Source organism: Mesorhizobium sp. 2RAF45 (assembly GCF_052115225.1).
Lineage (GTDB): Bacteria > Pseudomonadota > Alphaproteobacteria > Rhizobiales > Rhizobiaceae > Mesorhizobium > Mesorhizobium jarvisii.
Window position 1 is genome coordinate 14,634 of the sequence record NZ_JBFRGG010000015.1, and the last position, 16,887, is coordinate 31,520.

Genomic DNA, 16,887 nt, shown 5'->3' on the forward strand with positions numbered 1-16,887 from the left:
CTACACCAGGCGAGACTGTTCCACGGCAGCCTCGATGAAGCTGGCGAACAGCGGATGCGGATCGAGCGGCCGGCTCTTCAGCTCAGGGTGATACTGGACGCCGATGAACCAGGGATGGTCGGGATATTCGACCGTCTCCGGCAGCACGCCGTCTGGCGACATGCCGGCAAACACCAGGCCGCAATCCTCTAGCCGCTCCTTGTAGTCGATATTGACCTCGTAGCGGTGGCGGTGGCGTTCGGAAATCTGCGTGTCACCGTAGATCTCGGCGATCTTGGAGCCCTTGGCAAGGTCGGCCTGATAGGCGCCGAGACGCATCGTGCCGCCGAGATCGCCGGTTTCTCGCCGCTTCTCCAGCATGTTGCCCTTCAGCCATTCGGTCATCAGGCCGACGACGGGCTCGTTGGTCGGGCCGAACTCGGTCGACGAGGCATGCTCGACGCCCGCCAGCGACCGCGCCGCCTCGATGCAGGCCATCTGCATGCCGAAGCAGATGCCGAAATACGGCACCTTGCGCTCGCGCGCGAATTTCGCCGCCAGGATCTTGCCCTCGGAGCCGCGTTCGCCAAAGCCGCCGGGAACCAGGATGCCATGCACCTTTTCCAGCCACGGCGTCGGATCCTCCTTCTCGAAGATCTCCGATTCGATCCAGTCGAGCTTGACCTTGACGTGATTGGCCAGACCGCCATGCGAAAGCGCTTCGATCAGCGATTTGTAGGCGTCCTTGAGGCCGGTGTATTTGCCGACGATGGCGATGGTCACCTCGCCTTCCGGGCTGTGGATGCGGTCCGACACTTTCTGCCAGGGCTCCATGCGCGGCTTCGGCGCAGGGTCGATGCCAAAGGCGGCCAGCACTTCCGAATCGAGCCCTTCCTTGTGGTAGGCCATCGGCACGTCGTAGATGTGCGGCACGTCGAGCGCCTGGATGACGGCACTTTCCCGGACATTGCAGAACAGCGACAGCTTTCTACGCTCTTCCTTGGGAATGGCGCGGTCGGCGCGAACCAGAAGGATGTCGGGCGCGATGCCGATGCCGCGCAGTTCCTTGACCGAATGCTGGGTCGGCTTGGTCTTCAGCTCACCCGCCGTCGGGATGTAGGGCATCAAGGTCAGATGCACGTAGACGGCGTTGTTGCGCGGCAGGTCGTTGCCGAGCTGACGGATCGCCTCGAGGAACGGCATCGCCTCGATGTCGCCGACCGTGCCGCCGATCTCGCACAGCACGAAATCATAGTCGTCATTGCCGTTGAGGACGAAATTCTTGATCTCGTCGGTGACGTGCGGAATGACCTGCACGGTGGCACCGAGATAGTCGCCGCGCCGCTCGCGCTCGATGATGTTCTTGTAGATGCGGCCGGTGGTGATGTTGTCCTGCTGATTGGCCGAGCGCCCGGTGAAGCGCTCGTAGTGACCAAGGTCAAGATCGGTCTCCGCACCGTCATCGGTGACGAACACCTCGCCATGCTGGTACGGCGACATCGTGCCGGGATCGACATTGAGATACGGGTCGAGTTTTTTGATGCGTGCGCGATAGCCTCGCGCCTGCAGGAGAGCCCCAAGGGCCGCTGCGGCTATGCCTTTTCCAAGTGAGGAAACCACGCCGCCTGTGATGAATACATATCGCGCCATGGGAGTCATCGCTTAACGCGGCTGGATTGATTCCGCCAGAGAAAAAACCACCGCGAAGGTTTTTTCCCAAGAAGGCGTCGGACCATGATCCCGAAGTGTGGAACCCGGTTTTCTCGAACAAACGGTTTTCGTTTGTCCGGGGATCACGACCGGACAGGCTTGTCGTGAGCGAGGCAAAACAAAAGGGCCGGCTGAGCCGGCCCTTTCGGCAGGATGGCGGAAACGTCAGATGATGACGACCTTGGTGCCGACCCTGACGCGGCTGTAGAGATCCATGACGTGCTCGTTGATCATGCGGAAGCAGCCATTGGAAGCGCTGGTTCCGATCGACTGCGGCGCGATGGTGCCGTGGATGCGCAGATGCGTGTCCTTCTTGCCGTCATAGAGGTAGATGGCGCGGGCGCCGAGCGGGTTTTGGCCGCCGCCGGGCATGCCGTCCTTGTACTGCCCGTAGTGCTTGGGCTCGCGCTTCTGCATGTCGAGCGTCGGGATCCAGCGCGGCCATTCCTGCTTGTCGCCCACCGCGACCGTACCCTTGAACTGCAGGCCTTCACGGCCGACCGCGATCGCGTAGCGACGCGCGGTCGAAAACGATTCGACGAGATAGAGCCGGCGCGCGCTGGTGTCGATGACGATGGTGCCCGGCTCATAGCCGGTGAATTCCACGTCCTGCGGCACGAATTCCGGCTTCACCTTGAACGGCTTCTTGGCGTCCTTCTGGGCGAGAGCCCGGTCGAGAGCCCGCGTCTCGGGCAGATAGCTGATCGACGAGCCGGAAGAGGTGCCGCCGAACAGGCCGGCGAACAGGCCGCGGCTCGGCTGCTTCTGGCCGATGACCTCGCTACGAAGCTCACCATTGTTGCCGGTCAGAGCGACATTCATCGCTTCTGCCGGAAGCGGCTCGGCTGACTGGATTGGTGTGATCGGTTCGATCGGCTCGATGACCTTTGTGGTCTTCTTGGCCGGCTTGGCGTCAGCCACTTCGGCCGTTGTAGAAGCGCTCTTTCCCTTCTTAGCCAGGAAGGCCTGCCGTTCGGCGTCGGCCTTGGCCTTGGCCGCCTCGCGCAACGCCAGCTTCCTGGCTTCGAGCGCCTTGGTCTTGGCGTCTTCCTTGTCGGCGGCGATCTTGGCCTCGATTTTCTTGATCTGGGCGAGATCGTCCGGTGTCGGGCTTTTCTTCTTCTTGAGAGCCTTCAACTGCGCCGCATCGCTCTTGACTGCGACGTTGATGGCGTCGGTTTTGTCGACCGACTGATTGGCGGCCAAATTGGCCGGCACGCCGGCGAAAGCCGGGGAACTCAAGCCGAGTACGGCGCAAAGTCCCAGGAAAATGAAGCTGCGAAGCTGCATGGCGAAGATCCGATCGTTCAATGCTTGTTGCCCACGGCGTCGCCCGGCGTCCCCCAAGGACACCGAAAATGCCGCGTGCAATCTATAGTCGAATAAGCGCGGATGCCTCAAGCGCGAGACCACGCTGCTGCCCGTTGAATCTTCGTGATCGCGCAGCATTTGCCGCGACTGTGTTCAAACGATCACAGGTCGCGGTTTGGACCAGATGAGGTTACTGGTTCGGGACCTGCGGTGCCGCGGGCGCCGTGTTGGTGGTGCCGTTGCTTGCCGGCGGCGTTGCACCAGAGGCGGGCGCGGTGGCCGGAGCTGCCGGCGCAGGCGTCGTCGCCGCGCCATTGCCCGACGGCGGCGTCGGGGTGGTGCTGCCGGCCGGTGCCGGGGTCGTCGTGCCAGGCAACTGGTTGAGCACGCCCTTGCCGGCGCCGTCCGAGGTCGCTGGGACGCGATCGAGAATGTCGATCGGCTTTTCGCCGTAGCGGGCAATGATCGACAAGGTCAGCGACGTGACGAAGAAAGCCGCCGCCAGGATCGCCGTTGCCCGGGTCAACGCGTTGGCGGCGCCGCGCGCCGTCATGAAGCCCGATCCGCCTCCAATGCCAAGGCCGCCGCCTTCGGAGCGTTGCAGCAGCACCACGCCGACGAGGGCGAGCACGACCATGAGATGGATGACGATCAGTACGGTTTGCATAGTTTATCCTGGCAAGGCCTTGCCCGGCCGCGGACACGACCGGTGAATTGGAGGCGGCTCAATACAATGCTTTCACGGCATTTCCAAGCCCGTGGCCGGAATATGGGAAGCAACGCGCCCTTTGCAACGAATTTGGACGGGATGAGCCCCACCCTTCGTCGTGAAACTTAGCCTGAAATGCTGCGATAGGCCTCGGCGATACCCAGAAAATCGGCCGCCTTCAGGCTGGCGCCGCCGACCAGCGCGCCATCGACATTCCTGACGCCGAGCAGTTCAACCGCATTGGACGGCTTGACCGAGCCGCCGTAGAGAATGCGCATCTTGGCGGCAGCGGCGCCAAGTTTCTCCGAGAGCTTTTCGCGGATATGCGCATGCGCTTCGGTCACATCGGCCGCGGTCGGCGTCAGGCCCGTGCCGATCGCCCATACCGGCTCATAGGCAATGACGGTGTTGGATGGCGTGGCACTCGGCGGCACCGAGCCGGCGACCTGGCGCGACAGCACGTCGAGCGTGGCGCCCGCTTCACGCTGTTGCTGCGTCTCGCCGATGCAAATGATGGCCACGAGCCCGGCACGCCATGCGGCGGCGGCCTTGGCCTGGACCGTCGCATCGTCCTCGCCGCGTTGTTCGCGGCATTCGGAATGGCCGACTATGACATGGCTCGCGCCGGCGTCCTTCAGCATCTCCGCCGAGATGCAGCCGGTGTAGGCGCCGCTTTCCTTGGTGTGGCAATCCTCGCCGCCGGCATGGACCGGCGTGCGCGACAGAATCTCCGCGGCATGGGAGAGCAGCGTCGCGGGAACGCAGACCAGGGCCTCGGTCTCCGCGTCGAGCCCGCTCATGAAACCGTTGCCGATCATCCTGAGCTCGTTCAGCGAAGCGCTGGTTCCGTTCATTTTCCAGTTGCCGGCGACGAGCGGGCGAATTCCTGGCGTCATGGTCTGCTTCTCCGGGCGATATCAAGCTCTGGCCCTCACTACCAAAATCAGGCCACAAAGCAATCGACAGTGGCCCGGAAGGGCGCTATTGCGCTTGTTTCAGACTCGGCGCATGCGAAAATGCGCATAAATCGGAAGTAACGATGCTTGGTGTATTGAGAAGCGCGGCGGGTACATGGGTCGCGAAGACATTGCTTTCGCTGCTGGTGGTCAGTTTCGCCGCCTGGGGCATCTCCGGGCGGCTGATGGGCGGCTTTGCCGGCCACGATTCGGTGATAATAGCGGGTGGCACCAAGGTATCGATCAACGAATACCGCCTCGCCTATGATCGCCAGCTCGCCGTCATGTCGCAGCAATTCGGTCAGCGCCTCACCCACGAACAGGCAAAGGCGCTCGGCATCGACAACCAGGTCCTGGCTCAGCTTGTCTCCGGCGCCGTTCTCGACGAACAGGCCCGCAAGCTTGGCCTTGGCCTGTCCAAGGACCGGCTGGCCGAGCTGACGCGCGAGGATCCGGCGTTCAAGGGTCCAGGCGGCGAGTTCGACAGGAGAACATTCGAGTACATGCTGCGCCAGGTCGGCATGCGGCCAGAGGATTATCTGAAGAATCGCGCCCAGGTGGCGGTGCGCCAGCAGATCGTCGAGGCGGTCTCGGACGGCCTCAAGGCACCGGACGCTTTCTTCAAGGCCGTCGCGCTCTATCGCGGCGAGGACCGCACCGTTGACTATCTGGTGTTGCCGAAGAAGCTCGTCGAGCCCATCGAGGCACCGAGCGACAGCGTGCTTCAGGCCTATTTCGAGGCCAATAAGAAGACCTACGCCGCACCTGAGTACCGCAAATTCTCCTATGTCCGCCTCGAGCCGGTGGACATCATGGATCCGACTGCCGTCACCGACCAGCAGGTCAATGACGATTACAACAAGAACAAGGCGCGCTACACGACGCCCGAAATGCGCACGATCGAGCAGCTTGTGTTCAAGACACCGGACGCAGCCAAAGCCGCGCTCGATTCGCTCAAGGCCGGCGCCACGTTCGAAAAGCTGGTGACAGCCGAAGGCAAGACCCCGGCCGACACGCTGCTTGGCACGTTGGCCAAGGACAAGATCGCCGACAAGGCGGTTGCCGATGCCGCCTTCGCGCTCAACGCCAACGAAGTCAGCCAGGTCGTTCAGGGCGCCTTCGGTCCGGTGCTGCTGCGCGTCACCGAGATCAAGCCCGAGGTGGTGAAGCCGCTCGCCGAAGTGTCCGACCAGATCCGCAAGGACCTAGCGCTGGGCGAGGCAAGCCGCATCCTTTTGGATGTGCACGACAATTACGAAGATACCCGCGCCTCCGGCAGTTCGCTGGCCGACGCGGCCGCCAAGCTGAAGCTGAAGGACGTCACCATCGATGCCATCGATCGCAGCGGCCTCAGGCCGGACGGCTCCATCGTCAAGGACCTGCCGGAATCTCCTGCACTGATCAAGGCGGTCTTTGATGCCGAACCCAAAACCGAAAACGAAGCGCTGACCACGGCCGACAACGGCTTCATCTTCTATGAAGTCGCCTCGATCACGCCGGCTCGCGACCGCACACTTGACGAGGTCCGCCAGAAAGTCGTCGCCGACTGGACGGCAGCCGAGACCACCAAGCGCCTTGCCGCCAAGGCGAGCGAGCTCGACAAGCGGCTCAAGGCTGGTGCCACGCTCGATGTCATCGCCGGCGATCTCAAACTGGAGAAGCAGACCAAGCGCGGCCTGAGGCGCGAAGCCGACGATGCCGATTTCGGCAAGGAAGGCGCTGCCGTGATGTTCGGCGTCGGCGAAGGCGGCACCGGCTTGATCCCCTCGCCCACCGGCGACGGGCAGATCCTGTTCAAGGTCGCCGAAGTGTTCGAGCCCGCCGGAGCCGATGCCAGCTCGGTGCCGGAGGATGCGCAAAAATCCTTCACTTCCGGCATGTCGGACGATCTGCTCGACCAGTTGGTGGCGCAGTTGCAGACGCAGTATGACGTCCGCATCGACCAGGCCGCCGTTGCCCAAGCCTCGACAAGATGAGCGCGCTGAAAACCCATATCGCCAAGGTGGCGGCCGGCACCGCGCTTTCCTTCGAGGAAGCGCGCGAGGCCTTCGACATCATCATGTCAGGCGACGCGACCCCCGGGCAGATCGGCGGCTTCCTGATGGCGCTGCGCGTACGCGGTGAGACGGTCAGCGAGATTTCGGGCGCTGTCGCCACGATGCGGGCCAAGATGCTGCGCGTCGAGGCGCCCGCGGGTGCCATCGATATCGTCGGCACGGGCGGCGACAATTCCCACAGCGTCAACATTTCGACGGGCTCGGCCTTCGTTATCGCCGCCGCCGGCGTGCCGGTCGCCAAACACGGCAATCGCGGCCTGTCCTCGCTGACCGGCGCGGCCGATGTCCTGATCGCGCTTGGGGTCAAGATAGACATTCCGCCGGAGACGATCGGCCGTTGCATCCATGAAGCCGGCGTCGGCTTCATGTTCGCGCCCGCGCACCACCCGGCCATGAAGCATGTCGGCCCGACCCGCGTCGAGCTCGGCACCCGCACCATCTTCAACCTGCTCGGCCCCCTCTCCAATCCGGCTGGCGTCGTCAGGCAGATGGTCGGTGTGTTCCTGCCGGAATGGATCATGCCGGTGGCCGAGACATTGAAGGCGCTGGGCACCGAGCATGCCTGGGTCGTTCATGGCGACGGCTATGACGAAATCACCACCACCGGCGAGACGCAGGTGGCGGAACTGATCGGCGGTGAGATCCACAGCTTCACACTGACCCCGGAAGAGGTTGGACTGAAGCGCCACACCAAGGACGAGCTGCGCGGCGGTGACGCCGCCTACAATGCCAAGGCCTTGCGCGACATGCTGGGTGGTGCTGCCGGCGCCTATCGTGACACCGTGCTGATGAATGCCGGCGCCGGGCTGGTAATCGCGGGCAAGGCGACGACGCTCGCCGACGGCATCGCGCTCGCGGCACAAGCCATCGACAGCGGCCGGGCGCTGCAGGTGCTCGATCGTTTGGTCGAAATTTCGAACGGGTGAACCGTGTCTGACATTTTGCGCAAGATCGAGGCCTACAAGCGCGACGAGATCGCCGCCGCCAAGGCACTGAAACCGCTGGCCGAGATCAAGGCGCGGGCGAAGGACGCCGACGCACCACGCGGCTTTCTTGCAGCACTTGAGGCGAAGCGCGGATCGGGTCGCTTCGCCCTGATCGCCGAAATCAAGAAGGCGAGCCCTTCCAAAGGGCTGATTCGTGCCGATTTCGATCCGCCGGCACTGGCGCAGGCCTATGAGAAGGGCGGCGCCGCCTGTCTTTCGGTGTTGACCGATGCACCGTCCTTCCAGGGCGCGCCGGAATTCCTCACCAAGGCGCGGGCAGCCGTCGCCCTGCCCGCTCTGCGCAAGGATTTCCTGTTCGATCCCTACCAGGTCTATGAGGCGCGCGCCTGGGGCGCGGATGCCATCCTGATCATCATGGCCAGCGTCGACGATGCCGTGGCGAGCGAATTGGAAGCGGCCGCATTCGAACTCGGCATGGATGCGCTGATCGAGGTGCATGATGAAGCCGAGACGATGCGCGCGCTAAAACTGTCGTCGCGGCTGATCGGCATAAACAACCGCAATCTGAGAACGTTCGAGACCAGCCTCGAAACCTCCGAGCGGCTGGCAACGATGGTGCCGACCGACCGCTTGCTGGTCAGTGAGAGCGGTATCTTCACACATGACGATTGCCTCCGGCTGCAGAAGAAGGACATCGGCACCTTCCTTGTCGGCGAGAGCCTGATGCGGCAACAGGACGTCACCGCCGCCACCCGCCTTCTGCTGACGGGCAAGGCGCTGGATGCATCGGCCCGAAAATCGGAATCGATTTTCGGAGAGCACGATGCATAGATTCAAAGTGATAGAGCGTACTTTGTGCGTCCGAATGGACGCACGTCGCTCTATGGCCGTCTGACGATGACATCGGCCCTCACCCATCTCGGCGCACAGGGCGAGGCCAATATGGTCGATGTCGGCGACAAGGAAGAAACGACGCGCACGGCGATCGCCGAAGGGTTCGTCTCGATGCAGCCCGCGACGCTTAAGACCATCCTCGCCGGCAACGCCAAGAAGGGCGATGTGCTGGGCACCGCCCGCATCGCCGGCATCATGGCGGCGAAGAAGACGCATGAGCTGATCCCCCTCTGCCATCCACTGCTCCTGACCAAGGTTTCCGTCGACATCGAGCCCGACCACGCGCTGCCCGGCCTGAAAGTCACCGCGCTGGCGCGTGTCACCGGCAAGACCGGCGTCGAGATGGAAGCGCTGACCGCCGCATCGGTCGCCTGCCTGACCATCTACGACATGGCAAAGGCCGTGGACCGCGCCATGGTCATTTCCGGCATCAAGCTGGTGGAAAAGACCGGCGGCAAGTCCGGCGACTACAAGGCTGGCGCCTGATGGCGCTGGTTCCGGTGGCCGAGGCGCTTGAGCGCCTGCTGGATGGTGCAGCCCCCCTGGCCAGCGAAAGCGTTTCTCTGTTCGACGCGGTCGATCGGGTGCTGGCGGAACAGGTCGCGGCACTTCGCACTCAGCCGCCCTTCAACGCTTCGGCCATGGATGGTTACGCGGTGCGCGCGGCCGAAGTGGCGTCCGTGCCATCGAAACTTTCGGTGATCGGCATGGCACCGGCCGGGCGCGGTTTTGAGGGCACCGTCGGCGAGCGCCAGGCCGTGCGTATCTTCACCGGTGCGCCGCTGCCTGAAGGTGCCGACACCATCGTCATCCAGGAAAACGTGAGGGATCTCGGCGGCGGTGAGATCGAAGTGATCGAGCCCACTGCGGAATGGCGCAACATACGCCGCATCGGCCTCGACTTTTCCAAGGGCGACGTCCTGCTGGAAAAAGGTCGTTTGCTCGATGCGGCGGCACTCTCGCTGGCGGCATCGGCCAACCATCCCAAAGTGAGTGTGGTAAGGCGGCCGATGGTCGCCATCATCGCCACAGGCGACGAGCTGCTGCCGCCCGGCAGCGATCTCGGGCCGGACCAGATCATCTCGTCCAACGCCTATGGCGTCGCGGCTGCCGCGCAATCGGTCGGCGCCCGCGCGCTCGATCTCGGCATTGCCGCCGACCGCAAGGATGCCATCGCAGCGTTGGTCAAAAAGGCGGTCGCGGCCGGTGCGGATGTCATCGTCACGCTTGGCGGCGCCTCGGTTGGCGACCATGACCTGATCCATGACGTGCTGACCGGCGAAGGCATGACGCTCGGATTCTGGAAGATCGCCATGCGCCCCGGCAAGCCGCTGATGTTCGGACGCCTCGGCGACATCAGGTGCATCGGCCTGCCCGGCAATCCGGTGGCAAGCCTGGTCTGCTCGCAATTGTTCCTCAAGCCGCTTCTGGCGAGGCTAGGCGGCCGTGATCATCGTCAGGACATCCGTTCGGCCCGACTGGGCGCCGCAATGCCGGCCAATGACCTGCGCCAAGACTATGTGCGGTCGGTGGTCAGGGAGGACGATGGCGGGCTCGTGGCGACGCCGTTCAGCATCCAGGACTCGTCCATGCTGAGGATGCTGGCCGACGCCAATGGACTGATCGTGCGGGCGCCATTTGCCCCTGCATCCGCTGCCGGGGATTCTTGCAGCGTGCTGATGCTGCGCTGAAGGATTATCCCATAATTAACTGATAACAGGACAAAAACGATCTCCCCTATTCCGAGATCAAGGTTCGCGTCAGCGCATGCGCCGGATCGGCGAGGCCATCGACAATGTCGTAGTGATGCCGGTCGGGCTCGACCACGCAGATGGTGGTGGCGCCAAGACCGGTCCAGATATTGGCCAGCAGCGCATTCTGGCGCAGGAACTCGGAACGCTCGCCACCGCCGGCCCAGCAGGTGATGCGGGTGCCATCCAAGGGCCGCAACAGGGCGGGGCTCTCGGCCTGCGCTTCGGCTTCGTCGATTGCCAAAGCGCCATTCATGCCGGTGCGCATGAGCGGACGAAGGTCGTGCAGGCCCGAGATCGAAACGACATGGCGGATGCGCTTTGCCACATCGGCCGCCAGAGGCGTCGATGTGGTCACCATTCGGCTGGCGAGATGTCCGCCGGCCGAATGTCCGGTCAGCATCAACGGTCCGTCGACCATTGCCGCCACTTTTTCGATCGCCGCGCCGACTTCACGGACGATGCCCGCGATGCGTATGTCCGGGCACTGCGTGTAGGACGGCATCGCCACGGCAAAGCCGCTGCTGACCGCGCCCTTGGCCAGATGCGACCAGTCGCTCTTGTCGGACTCCAGCCAATAACCGCCATGGATGAACACGATGAGCCCCTGGGGCGCGGCCTCGGGAAGGAAAAGATCGAAGCGATTTCGCGGCCGCTCGCCATAGGCGATGTCCAGCCGTGCCCGGCCTTCTGCCGCCAGCGCGTTCCGGAAGGCTTGCGCCGGTTCCGCCCACGCTGCCGGCCAACGGTCGCTGCCGGCGATGTTCGCGCCATTGGCGTAGGCGTTGTTCCAATCGGCAATGCGATGTCTAGGCATCGGCACCCTCCCCCAAAAACGCATGCGTTTGACGCTAGCAATGGCCGCCACCATGCCATGCGTCAATGCTTCAGGGCAAAAACATTTTAGGCTTGAAACAAATTTCGACTGGTGCGATCCTGCCCCGAGAACAGTCGACAATGGGAGGTCCGCTGTGCTGTCCAAACCTGCGAATGTCCACCCTTCCGGTGGCGTCGCCGAACAGGTGTAACTGGCGACACAAAGCCTCTCGCGAAAAGACGGGAACTTCAGATCCACGACCTCGGACAGATGCTTCGCGCACTGGCCAGGCAGCAAATGGGATGGCGGCGACATGCTTGGGCCTTCAGCGCATATCGATACGTTCACGCGCGAACATCTGCCGCCGCCGGATCAGTGGCCGGACTTCCTGCTCGACGGCTTCGACTATCCCGAACGCCTTAACGCCGGCGTCGAATTGACCGACAGGCTGGTCGAGAAGGGTCTTGGCGATCACACCGCCCTGATCGGCAATGGCCGCCGCCGCACCTACAAGGAACTGTCTGACTGGACGAACAGGCTGGCCCACGCGCTGGTCGAGAATTATGGCGTCAAGCCGGGCAACCGGGTGCTGATCCGCTCCGCCAACAACCCCGCAATGGTTGCTTGCTGGCTGGCCGCCACCAAGGTCGGCGCGGTGGTCGTCAACACCATGCCGATGCTGCGCGCCGGAGAACTTACCAAGATCGTCGACAAGGCGGAGATCACCACCGCGCTTTGCGACACCAGGCTGATGGACGAGATGACCGCCTGCGCCAAGGACAGCGCCTTCCTGAAGCAGGTGATCGGTTTCGACGGCACCGCCAACCACGATGCCCAGCTCGACCGCGCCGCGCTCGACAAGCCGGTCACCTTCACCGCCGTCAACACCGGCCGCGACGATGTCGCCCTGCTCGGCTTCACTTCCGGCACGACGGGCGTGCCGAAGGCCACGATGCACTTCCACCGCGATCTCCTGATCATCGCTGATGCCTATGCGCGCGAAATCCTCCAGGTCACGCCGGACGACATCTTTGTCGGCTCGCCGCCGCTCGCCTTCACCTTCGGCCTTGGCGGCCTTGCCATCTTCCCTCTGCGCTTTGGAGCGGCGGCGACGCTGCTGGAACAGGCGACGCCGCCCAACATGATCCACATCATCGAGACCTACAAAGCGACCATTTCGTTCACGGCGCCTACCGCCTACCGCGCCATGCTGAAGGCCATGGATGAAGGTGCCGATTTGTCATCGCTGCGTGTCGCCGTATCGGCCGGCGAGACCTTGCCGGCTCCGGTCTTCGAGGAATGGACCGAGAAGACCGGCAAGCCGATCCTCGACGGCATCGGCGCCACCGAAATGCTGCACATCTTCATCTCCAACCGTTTTGGCGACATGAAGCCTGCATCCACCGGCAAGCCGGTGGGCGGCTATGAAGCGCGTATCGTCGACGACGCGATGCAAGAGGTGCCACGCGGCGAGACCGGACGGCTGGCGGTGCGCGGACCAACCGGCTGCCGCTACATGGCCGACGACAGGCAGAAGGAGTATGTGCGCGAGGGCTGGAACCTCACCGGCGACACCTTTTCCCAGGACGAGGACGGTTTCTTCCACTTCGCCGCGCGTTCCGACGATATGATCGTCAGCGCCGGCTACAATATCGCCGGACCAGAGGTCGAAGCGGCACTGCTGTCGCATCCCGATGTCGCCGAATGCGCGGTCATAGGCGCCGATGACGGCGAACGCGGTCAGATCGTCGAGGCGCATGTCGTGCTGGTGCAAGGCGTGGCGCCCGATGCGTTGACCGTCAAGCGCCTGCAGGACCACGTCAAGGCAACGATAGCGCCCTACAAATATCCGCGCTCGGTCAAATTCATCGCCGCCCTGCCCAAGACCCAGACCGGCAAGATCCAGCGCTTCCGGCTGCGTACGGAGAAAACCAATTGAGCGAGCCCTACGATCCGGCCTCCGAAGGCGCGCAGATGTCGTTCAAGGAGCGCATGTCCTACAGCGACTATCTGCATCTGGAAAAAGTGCTCGACGCACAGACGCCGCTGTCGTCGGCGCATGACGAGATGCTGTTCATCATCCAGCACCAGACCTCGGAGCTCTGGATGAAACTTGCTTTGCACGAGATTGGCGCCGCCATACGCTCCATTCGCGCCGACCGCCTCGAGCCGAGCTTCAAGATGCTGTCGCGCGTCGCCCGGATTTTCGAGCAGTTGAACAACGCCTGGGACGTGCTGCGCACGATGACTCCAAGCGAATACACCGAGTTCCGCGACGCGCTCGGCCAATCCTCTGGCTTCCAGTCCTGGCAATACCGCGCCATCGAGTTCATGGCTGGCAACCGCAACCTAGCAATGCTCGGACCTCACAAGCACCGGCCGGACCTCACCGGCAAGCTGGAGGCCATCCTGGCCGAGCCATCGCTTTACGACGAAGCGCTGCTGCTTCTGGCGCGCAACGGGTTCGACATCGGCGCCGATGCCAAGCGCACCGACTGGCGTGAGACCCGCACCGAGAACGAAGAGGTGATGGTCGCCTGGCAGACCGTCTACCGCGATCCGCAGCGCTACTGGATGTTCTATGAGCTGGCCGAGAAGCTGGTCGATTTCGAGGACTATTTCCGCCGCTGGCGCTTCAACCATGTCACCACGGTCGAGCGCATCATCGGCCTGAAGCGCGGCACCGGCGGCACCTCAGGTGCGTCCTATCTCAAGAAGATGCTCGAGGTCGTGCTGTTTCCGGAACTGTGGACGGTCCGCACGCGGCTCTGAGGTCTCAAGTCACCGCCGTCTTGACCGCGAAACGCGCTTCCTGCCAGGCGCCGGTGCGCAGGATGTCCTCGAGCACCTCGACCGCCTGCCAGACGTCCTTGTAGCCGACATAGAGCGGCGTGAAGCCGAAGCGGATGGTCGACGGCGCGCGGAAATCGCCGATCACACCGCGCTCGATCAAGGCCCGCATCACCTGGTAGCCATGCGGGTGGAGGAACGACACCTGGCTGCCGCGCGCATTGCCGTCGCGCGGACCTTCGAGTTCGAGGCCGTAGGCGCCGCATCTGGCTTCGACGAGCTGGATGAACAGGTCGGTGAGCGCGATGCTCTTCTTGCGCACCGCCGCCATGTCGACATCGTCCCAGATATCGAGCGCCCCTTTCAGCGCCCGCATCGACAGCACCGGCTGCGTGCCGCACAGGAACCGGCGGATGCCGCTGCCGGCCGCATAACTTTGTTCAAAAGCGAAGGGCCGTGCATGGCCCCACCAACCGCTCAGCGGCTGATGGACGTCGTCGTGGTGGCGCTTCGCTGCATAGATGAACGCCGGCGCACCCGGACCGCCATTGAGATATTTGTAGGTGCAGCCAATGGCGAAATCGGCGTTCGCAGCATCGAGTTCGACCGGCAACGCGCCGGCCGTATGGCAGAGATCCCAGACGATCAGCGCACCGACCTGATGGGCCTTGCACGTCAGCGCGGCCATGTCGCGCAATTGTCCGGTTTTGTAATTGACGTGGTTGACCAGGATGACCCCGACGCGCTCATCGATCAGCTCCTCGATGGTGGGCGCGTCGACGCCTTCGAGCCGCAGCACCGTGCCCGGCCGCGTCGAGGCCACGCCTTCGGCCATGTAGAGATCGGTCGGGAAACTGTCGCCCTCAGCGACGATGACCGAGCGGTTCGGCCGAATGCCAAGGGCTGCATGCAGCACCTTGTAGATGTTGATCGAGGTCGTGTCGCAGACCACCGTCTGGCCGGCCTCGGCGCCGATCAGACGTCCGAGTTGGTCGCCGAGCGCGACCGGCATGTCGAACCAGCCCGCGGTGTTCCAGGCGCGGATGAGATCCTGCGCCCATTCCTGCGTCGCCGCCTTTTGCAGCTCGTTGAAGACGGCGGGCGCCGCGGCACCCAGCGAGTTGCCGTCGAGGTAGATCACACCTTCCGGCAAAATGAAGCGGTCGCGCATGGCACGCAGCGGATCCGCCGCATCCATGGCTTCGACTGCGGCGAGATCGATCGTTGCACGCATGATGTGTGACATTCCCTGGTTATTCACGGATCGCTTCGCGCGCGGGCGCTGGTCCCCGGCTGCGCTTGAGGCTCGGCAGAGCAAGCATGGCGAGCACGAACAGGCCCGTGGCAAGCTTCAGGTCGGGAGGCGGCATGCCGGCGGCAAGGCAGAACGACACCAGCTGGTAGTAGATGATCGCGCCGGCAAAGGGCGCCAGCAGCTGGCGCGAGACCGTCTGCTTGCCAACGACCGCCTCGCCGATCATCAGCGCGGCAAGGCCGTTGATGAGGATGCCCAGCCCCATATTGACGTCGGCAAATCCCTGCGACTGCACCATCAACGCGCCGCTCGAGGCCGAAAACGCGCTTGCCAGCCCGACACCGCCTATGGTCGCCGCCCAGACATTGATGCCCTGCGCCTCGGCCATGTCGGGATTGGCGCCGACGGCGCGCACGGCGGTCCCCTTCTCGGTTCTGAAGAACATGTAGAGCGCCGCAAAGGCGATGAGCGCGAGAAGGCCGGCGACGACGATCTTGCTGGCCGGAAAACCCGGCCGCGCGAACGGCACCCAATCGAACACGGTGGGCGAGCCGAAAACCGAAAGGTTAGACTTGCCCATGATGCGCAGGTTGATGCTGTAGAGCATCGTCATCATCAGGATGCCCGCCAGCAGCGTGTGGATGCGGAAGCGCAGATGGATGAAGGCGGTGCAGCAACCCGCCGCGAAGCCCGCCACAAATGCGACGACGATGCAGGTCAGCGGCGATACCCCGGCAGCCAGCAGCACGCCGCAGACGCAGCCGCCCAGCGGAAAGGCGCCTTCGCTAGTGAGATCGGGAAAGTTCAGCATGCGGAACGGGATCATGATGCCGAGCACGACAAAGGCCAGGATCAGGCTCTGCGCCAGGGTCACCGGCATGATCGCGACAAAGCTCGTCAGAACGTCCGGAATAAAGCCCATGGTGATCAGCTCGCCAGCAACATGCGGTCGGTCTTGATGGAAAAATGGCCGATCAGATCGATAACCGTGACCCTCGCCTTCTCCTCGCCGGAGACCTCCAGCAGGACCCGGCCCGCGTCGAGCATGATCACCCGGCTGCCATAGTCGACGGCGTGCTGCATGTTGTGGGTCACCATCAGCGTGGTCAGCTTCAGCGCGTTGACGGCACGCACCGTCGCCTGCATGACGATCTCGGCCGTGCGCGGGTCGAGTGCCGCGGTATGCTCGTCGAGCAGCAGCAGGTCCGGCGATCCGCCGACTGCCATGATCAGCGACAGCGACTGCCGCTGCCCGCCCGAGAGCAGGTCGACACGGGTGTCGAGACGATTTTCGAGGCCGAGGCCCAATATCGACAGGCGCTCCTTGTAGGACGCGAGCCGCGTGGCGTTCAGCCCTTGCCGCAGCGTGCGTTTTTGGCTGCGCAGATCGGCCAGCAGCATGTTCTCCGCCACGGTCATGCTGGCGGCGGTGCCACGCATCGGATCCTGGAAGACGCGCGCCAATCGTGTGGCGCGCTTGTGCACCGGCATGGCTGTCACGTCGGCGCCGTTGATCAGGATCTTGCCGGAATCCAGGACGAGGGCTCCGGAAATAGCGTTGAGCATGCTGCTCTTGCCGGCCCCGTTGGAGCCGATGACGATGCCGAACTCGCCGGTGGCCAATGACAGGCTGAGGCCGTCGAGCGCGACCTTCTCGTCGGCCTGCCCCTTGTAGAATACTTTGCGCGCGGATCGGATATCGAGCATCGTT

General features: G+C 63.6%; 15 protein-coding genes. 7 read left to right on the forward strand and 8 right to left on the reverse strand.

Annotated features, from left to right (window positions below; translation table 11 throughout):
* The 4 genes from AB4Z43_RS27780 to tpiA form a co-directional block, all read right to left on the reverse strand.
* On the reverse strand, positions 1-1,638 hold the full coding sequence (locus AB4Z43_RS27780) for a CTP synthase (protein WP_020628875.1): 1,638 nt from the start codon (positions 1,636-1,638) through the stop codon (positions 1-3).
* Between the two features lie 216 nt (positions 1,639-1,854).
* Positions 1,855-2,979, reverse strand: a complete 1,125-nt coding sequence (locus AB4Z43_RS27785) for a L,D-transpeptidase (protein ID WP_038652706.1) — start codon at positions 2,977-2,979, stop codon at positions 1,855-1,857.
* 211 nt (positions 2,980-3,190) lie between these two features.
* Positions 3,191-3,667 (reverse strand): preprotein translocase subunit SecG, encoded by a 477-nt coding sequence (secG, locus tag AB4Z43_RS27790; RefSeq protein ID WP_019858168.1) that lies wholly within the window; start codon positions 3,665-3,667, stop codon positions 3,191-3,193.
* A gap of 167 nt (positions 3,668-3,834) precedes the next feature.
* A complete protein-coding gene (gene tpiA / locus AB4Z43_RS27795) occupies positions 3,835-4,605 on the reverse strand; it encodes a triose-phosphate isomerase (RefSeq protein WP_019858170.1) in 771 nt (256 codons plus the stop codon).
* A gap of 143 nt (positions 4,606-4,748) precedes the next feature.
* Between tpiA and AB4Z43_RS27800 the strand changes: the two genes are divergently transcribed.
* The 5 genes from AB4Z43_RS27800 (at position 4,749) to AB4Z43_RS27820 (ending at position 10,254) form a co-directional block, all read left to right on the forward strand.
* Complete coding sequence (locus AB4Z43_RS27800) at positions 4,749-6,641, forward strand: SurA N-terminal domain-containing protein (protein WP_038646847.1); 1,893 nt, start codon at positions 4,749-4,751, stop codon at positions 6,639-6,641.
* Positions 6,638-7,648, forward strand: a complete 1,011-nt coding sequence (trpD, locus tag AB4Z43_RS27805; protein WP_441939828.1) for an anthranilate phosphoribosyltransferase — start codon at positions 6,638-6,640, stop codon at positions 7,646-7,648. Before AB4Z43_RS27800 ends, trpD begins: the two co-directional genes overlap by 4 nt.
* A gap of 3 nt (positions 7,649-7,651) precedes the next feature.
* On the forward strand, positions 7,652-8,500 hold the full coding sequence (trpC, locus tag AB4Z43_RS27810; RefSeq protein ID WP_441939830.1) for an indole-3-glycerol phosphate synthase TrpC: 849 nt from the start codon (positions 7,652-7,654) through the stop codon (positions 8,498-8,500).
* A gap of 66 nt (positions 8,501-8,566) precedes the next feature.
* Positions 8,567-9,049 (forward strand): cyclic pyranopterin monophosphate synthase MoaC, encoded by a 483-nt coding sequence (gene moaC / locus AB4Z43_RS27815; protein WP_202359931.1) that lies wholly within the window; start codon positions 8,567-8,569, stop codon positions 9,047-9,049.
* Positions 9,049-10,254, forward strand: a complete 1,206-nt coding sequence (locus tag AB4Z43_RS27820) for a molybdopterin molybdotransferase MoeA (protein ID WP_441939832.1) — start codon at positions 9,049-9,051, stop codon at positions 10,252-10,254. Before moaC ends, AB4Z43_RS27820 begins: the two co-directional genes overlap by 1 nt.
* Positions 10,255-10,300: 46 nt before the next feature.
* Here AB4Z43_RS27820 and AB4Z43_RS27825 read toward each other — a convergent pair whose 3' ends face one another.
* The gene (locus AB4Z43_RS27825) at positions 10,301-11,131 is read right to left on the reverse strand and encodes an alpha/beta hydrolase (protein WP_202359929.1); all 831 of its coding nucleotides are present in this window, start codon (positions 11,129-11,131) and stop codon (positions 10,301-10,303) included.
* Between the two features lie 313 nt (positions 11,132-11,444).
* On the opposite strand from AB4Z43_RS27825, the gene AB4Z43_RS27830 reads away from it, so the two are divergent.
* Both AB4Z43_RS27830 and kynA read left to right on the forward strand, forming a co-directional pair.
* Positions 11,445-13,070, forward strand: coding sequence for an AMP-binding protein (locus tag AB4Z43_RS27830; RefSeq protein WP_441939834.1), 1,626 nt, complete (start codon positions 11,445-11,447; stop codon positions 13,068-13,070).
* Positions 13,067-13,903 carry a tryptophan 2,3-dioxygenase gene (gene kynA, locus AB4Z43_RS27835; RefSeq protein ID WP_019858179.1) on the forward strand — a complete coding sequence of 279 codons (837 nt, stop codon included), beginning with the start codon at positions 13,067-13,069 and terminating at the stop codon, positions 13,901-13,903. Before AB4Z43_RS27830 ends, kynA begins: the two co-directional genes overlap by 4 nt.
* A 4-nt stretch (positions 13,904-13,907) precedes the next feature.
* Here kynA and kynU read toward each other — a convergent pair whose 3' ends face one another.
* The 3 genes from kynU to AB4Z43_RS27850 are packed head-to-tail and all read right to left on the reverse strand — an operon-like array spanning position 13,908 to position 16,883.
* Positions 13,908-15,155: a kynureninase gene (kynU, locus tag AB4Z43_RS27840; protein ID WP_069093422.1), complete on the reverse strand. Its 1,248-nt coding sequence runs from the start codon at positions 15,153-15,155 to the stop codon at positions 13,908-13,910.
* Between the two features lie 19 nt (positions 15,156-15,174).
* The gene (locus AB4Z43_RS27845; protein WP_019858181.1) at positions 15,175-16,098 is read right to left on the reverse strand and encodes an ABC transporter permease; all 924 of its coding nucleotides are present in this window, start codon (positions 16,096-16,098) and stop codon (positions 15,175-15,177) included.
* A 5-nt stretch (positions 16,099-16,103) separates the two neighbouring features.
* Positions 16,104-16,883 (reverse strand): ABC transporter ATP-binding protein, encoded by a 780-nt coding sequence (locus AB4Z43_RS27850; protein ID WP_038646859.1) that lies wholly within the window; start codon positions 16,881-16,883, stop codon positions 16,104-16,106.
* Between the last annotated feature and the right edge of the window lie 4 nt (positions 16,884-16,887).

What these genes read in the sequence shown, in the direction of transcription:
- secG (WP_019858168.1), bottom strand. Translation starts at nt 3,667, where the DNA reads ATGCAAACCGTACTGATCGTCATCCATCTCATGGTCGTGCTCGCCCTC.
- trpD (WP_441939828.1), top strand. Translation starts at nt 6,638, where the DNA reads ATGAGCGCGCTGAAAACCCATATCGCCAAGGTGGCGGCCGGCACCGCG.
- AB4Z43_RS27830 (WP_441939834.1), top strand. Translation starts at nt 11,445, where the DNA reads ATGCTTGGGCCTTCAGCGCATATCGATACGTTCACGCGCGAACATCTG.
- AB4Z43_RS27785 (WP_038652706.1), bottom strand. Translation starts at nt 2,979, where the DNA reads ATGCAGCTTCGCAGCTTCATTTTCCTGGGACTTTGCGCCGTACTCGGC.
- AB4Z43_RS27820 (WP_441939832.1), top strand. Translation starts at nt 9,049, where the DNA reads ATGGCGCTGGTTCCGGTGGCCGAGGCGCTTGAGCGCCTGCTGGATGGT.
- kynU (WP_069093422.1), bottom strand. Translation starts at nt 15,155, where the DNA reads ATGCGTGCAACGATCGATCTCGCCGCAGTCGAAGCCATGGATGCGGCG.
- AB4Z43_RS27780 (WP_020628875.1), bottom strand. Translation starts at nt 1,638, where the DNA reads ATGACTCCCATGGCGCGATATGTATTCATCACAGGCGGCGTGGTTTCC.
- AB4Z43_RS27825 (WP_202359929.1), bottom strand. Translation starts at nt 11,131, where the DNA reads ATGCCTAGACATCGCATTGCCGATTGGAACAACGCCTACGCCAATGGC.
- AB4Z43_RS27845 (WP_019858181.1), bottom strand. Translation starts at nt 16,098, where the DNA reads ATGGGCTTTATTCCGGACGTTCTGACGAGCTTTGTCGCGATCATGCCG.
- moaC (WP_202359931.1), top strand. Translation starts at nt 8,567, where the DNA reads ATGACATCGGCCCTCACCCATCTCGGCGCACAGGGCGAGGCCAATATG.
- AB4Z43_RS27800 (WP_038646847.1), top strand. Translation starts at nt 4,749, where the DNA reads ATGCTTGGTGTATTGAGAAGCGCGGCGGGTACATGGGTCGCGAAGACA.
- tpiA (WP_019858170.1), bottom strand. Translation starts at nt 4,605, where the DNA reads ATGACGCCAGGAATTCGCCCGCTCGTCGCCGGCAACTGGAAAATGAAC.
- AB4Z43_RS27850 (WP_038646859.1), bottom strand. Translation starts at nt 16,883, where the DNA reads ATGCTCGATATCCGATCCGCGCGCAAAGTATTCTACAAGGGGCAGGCC.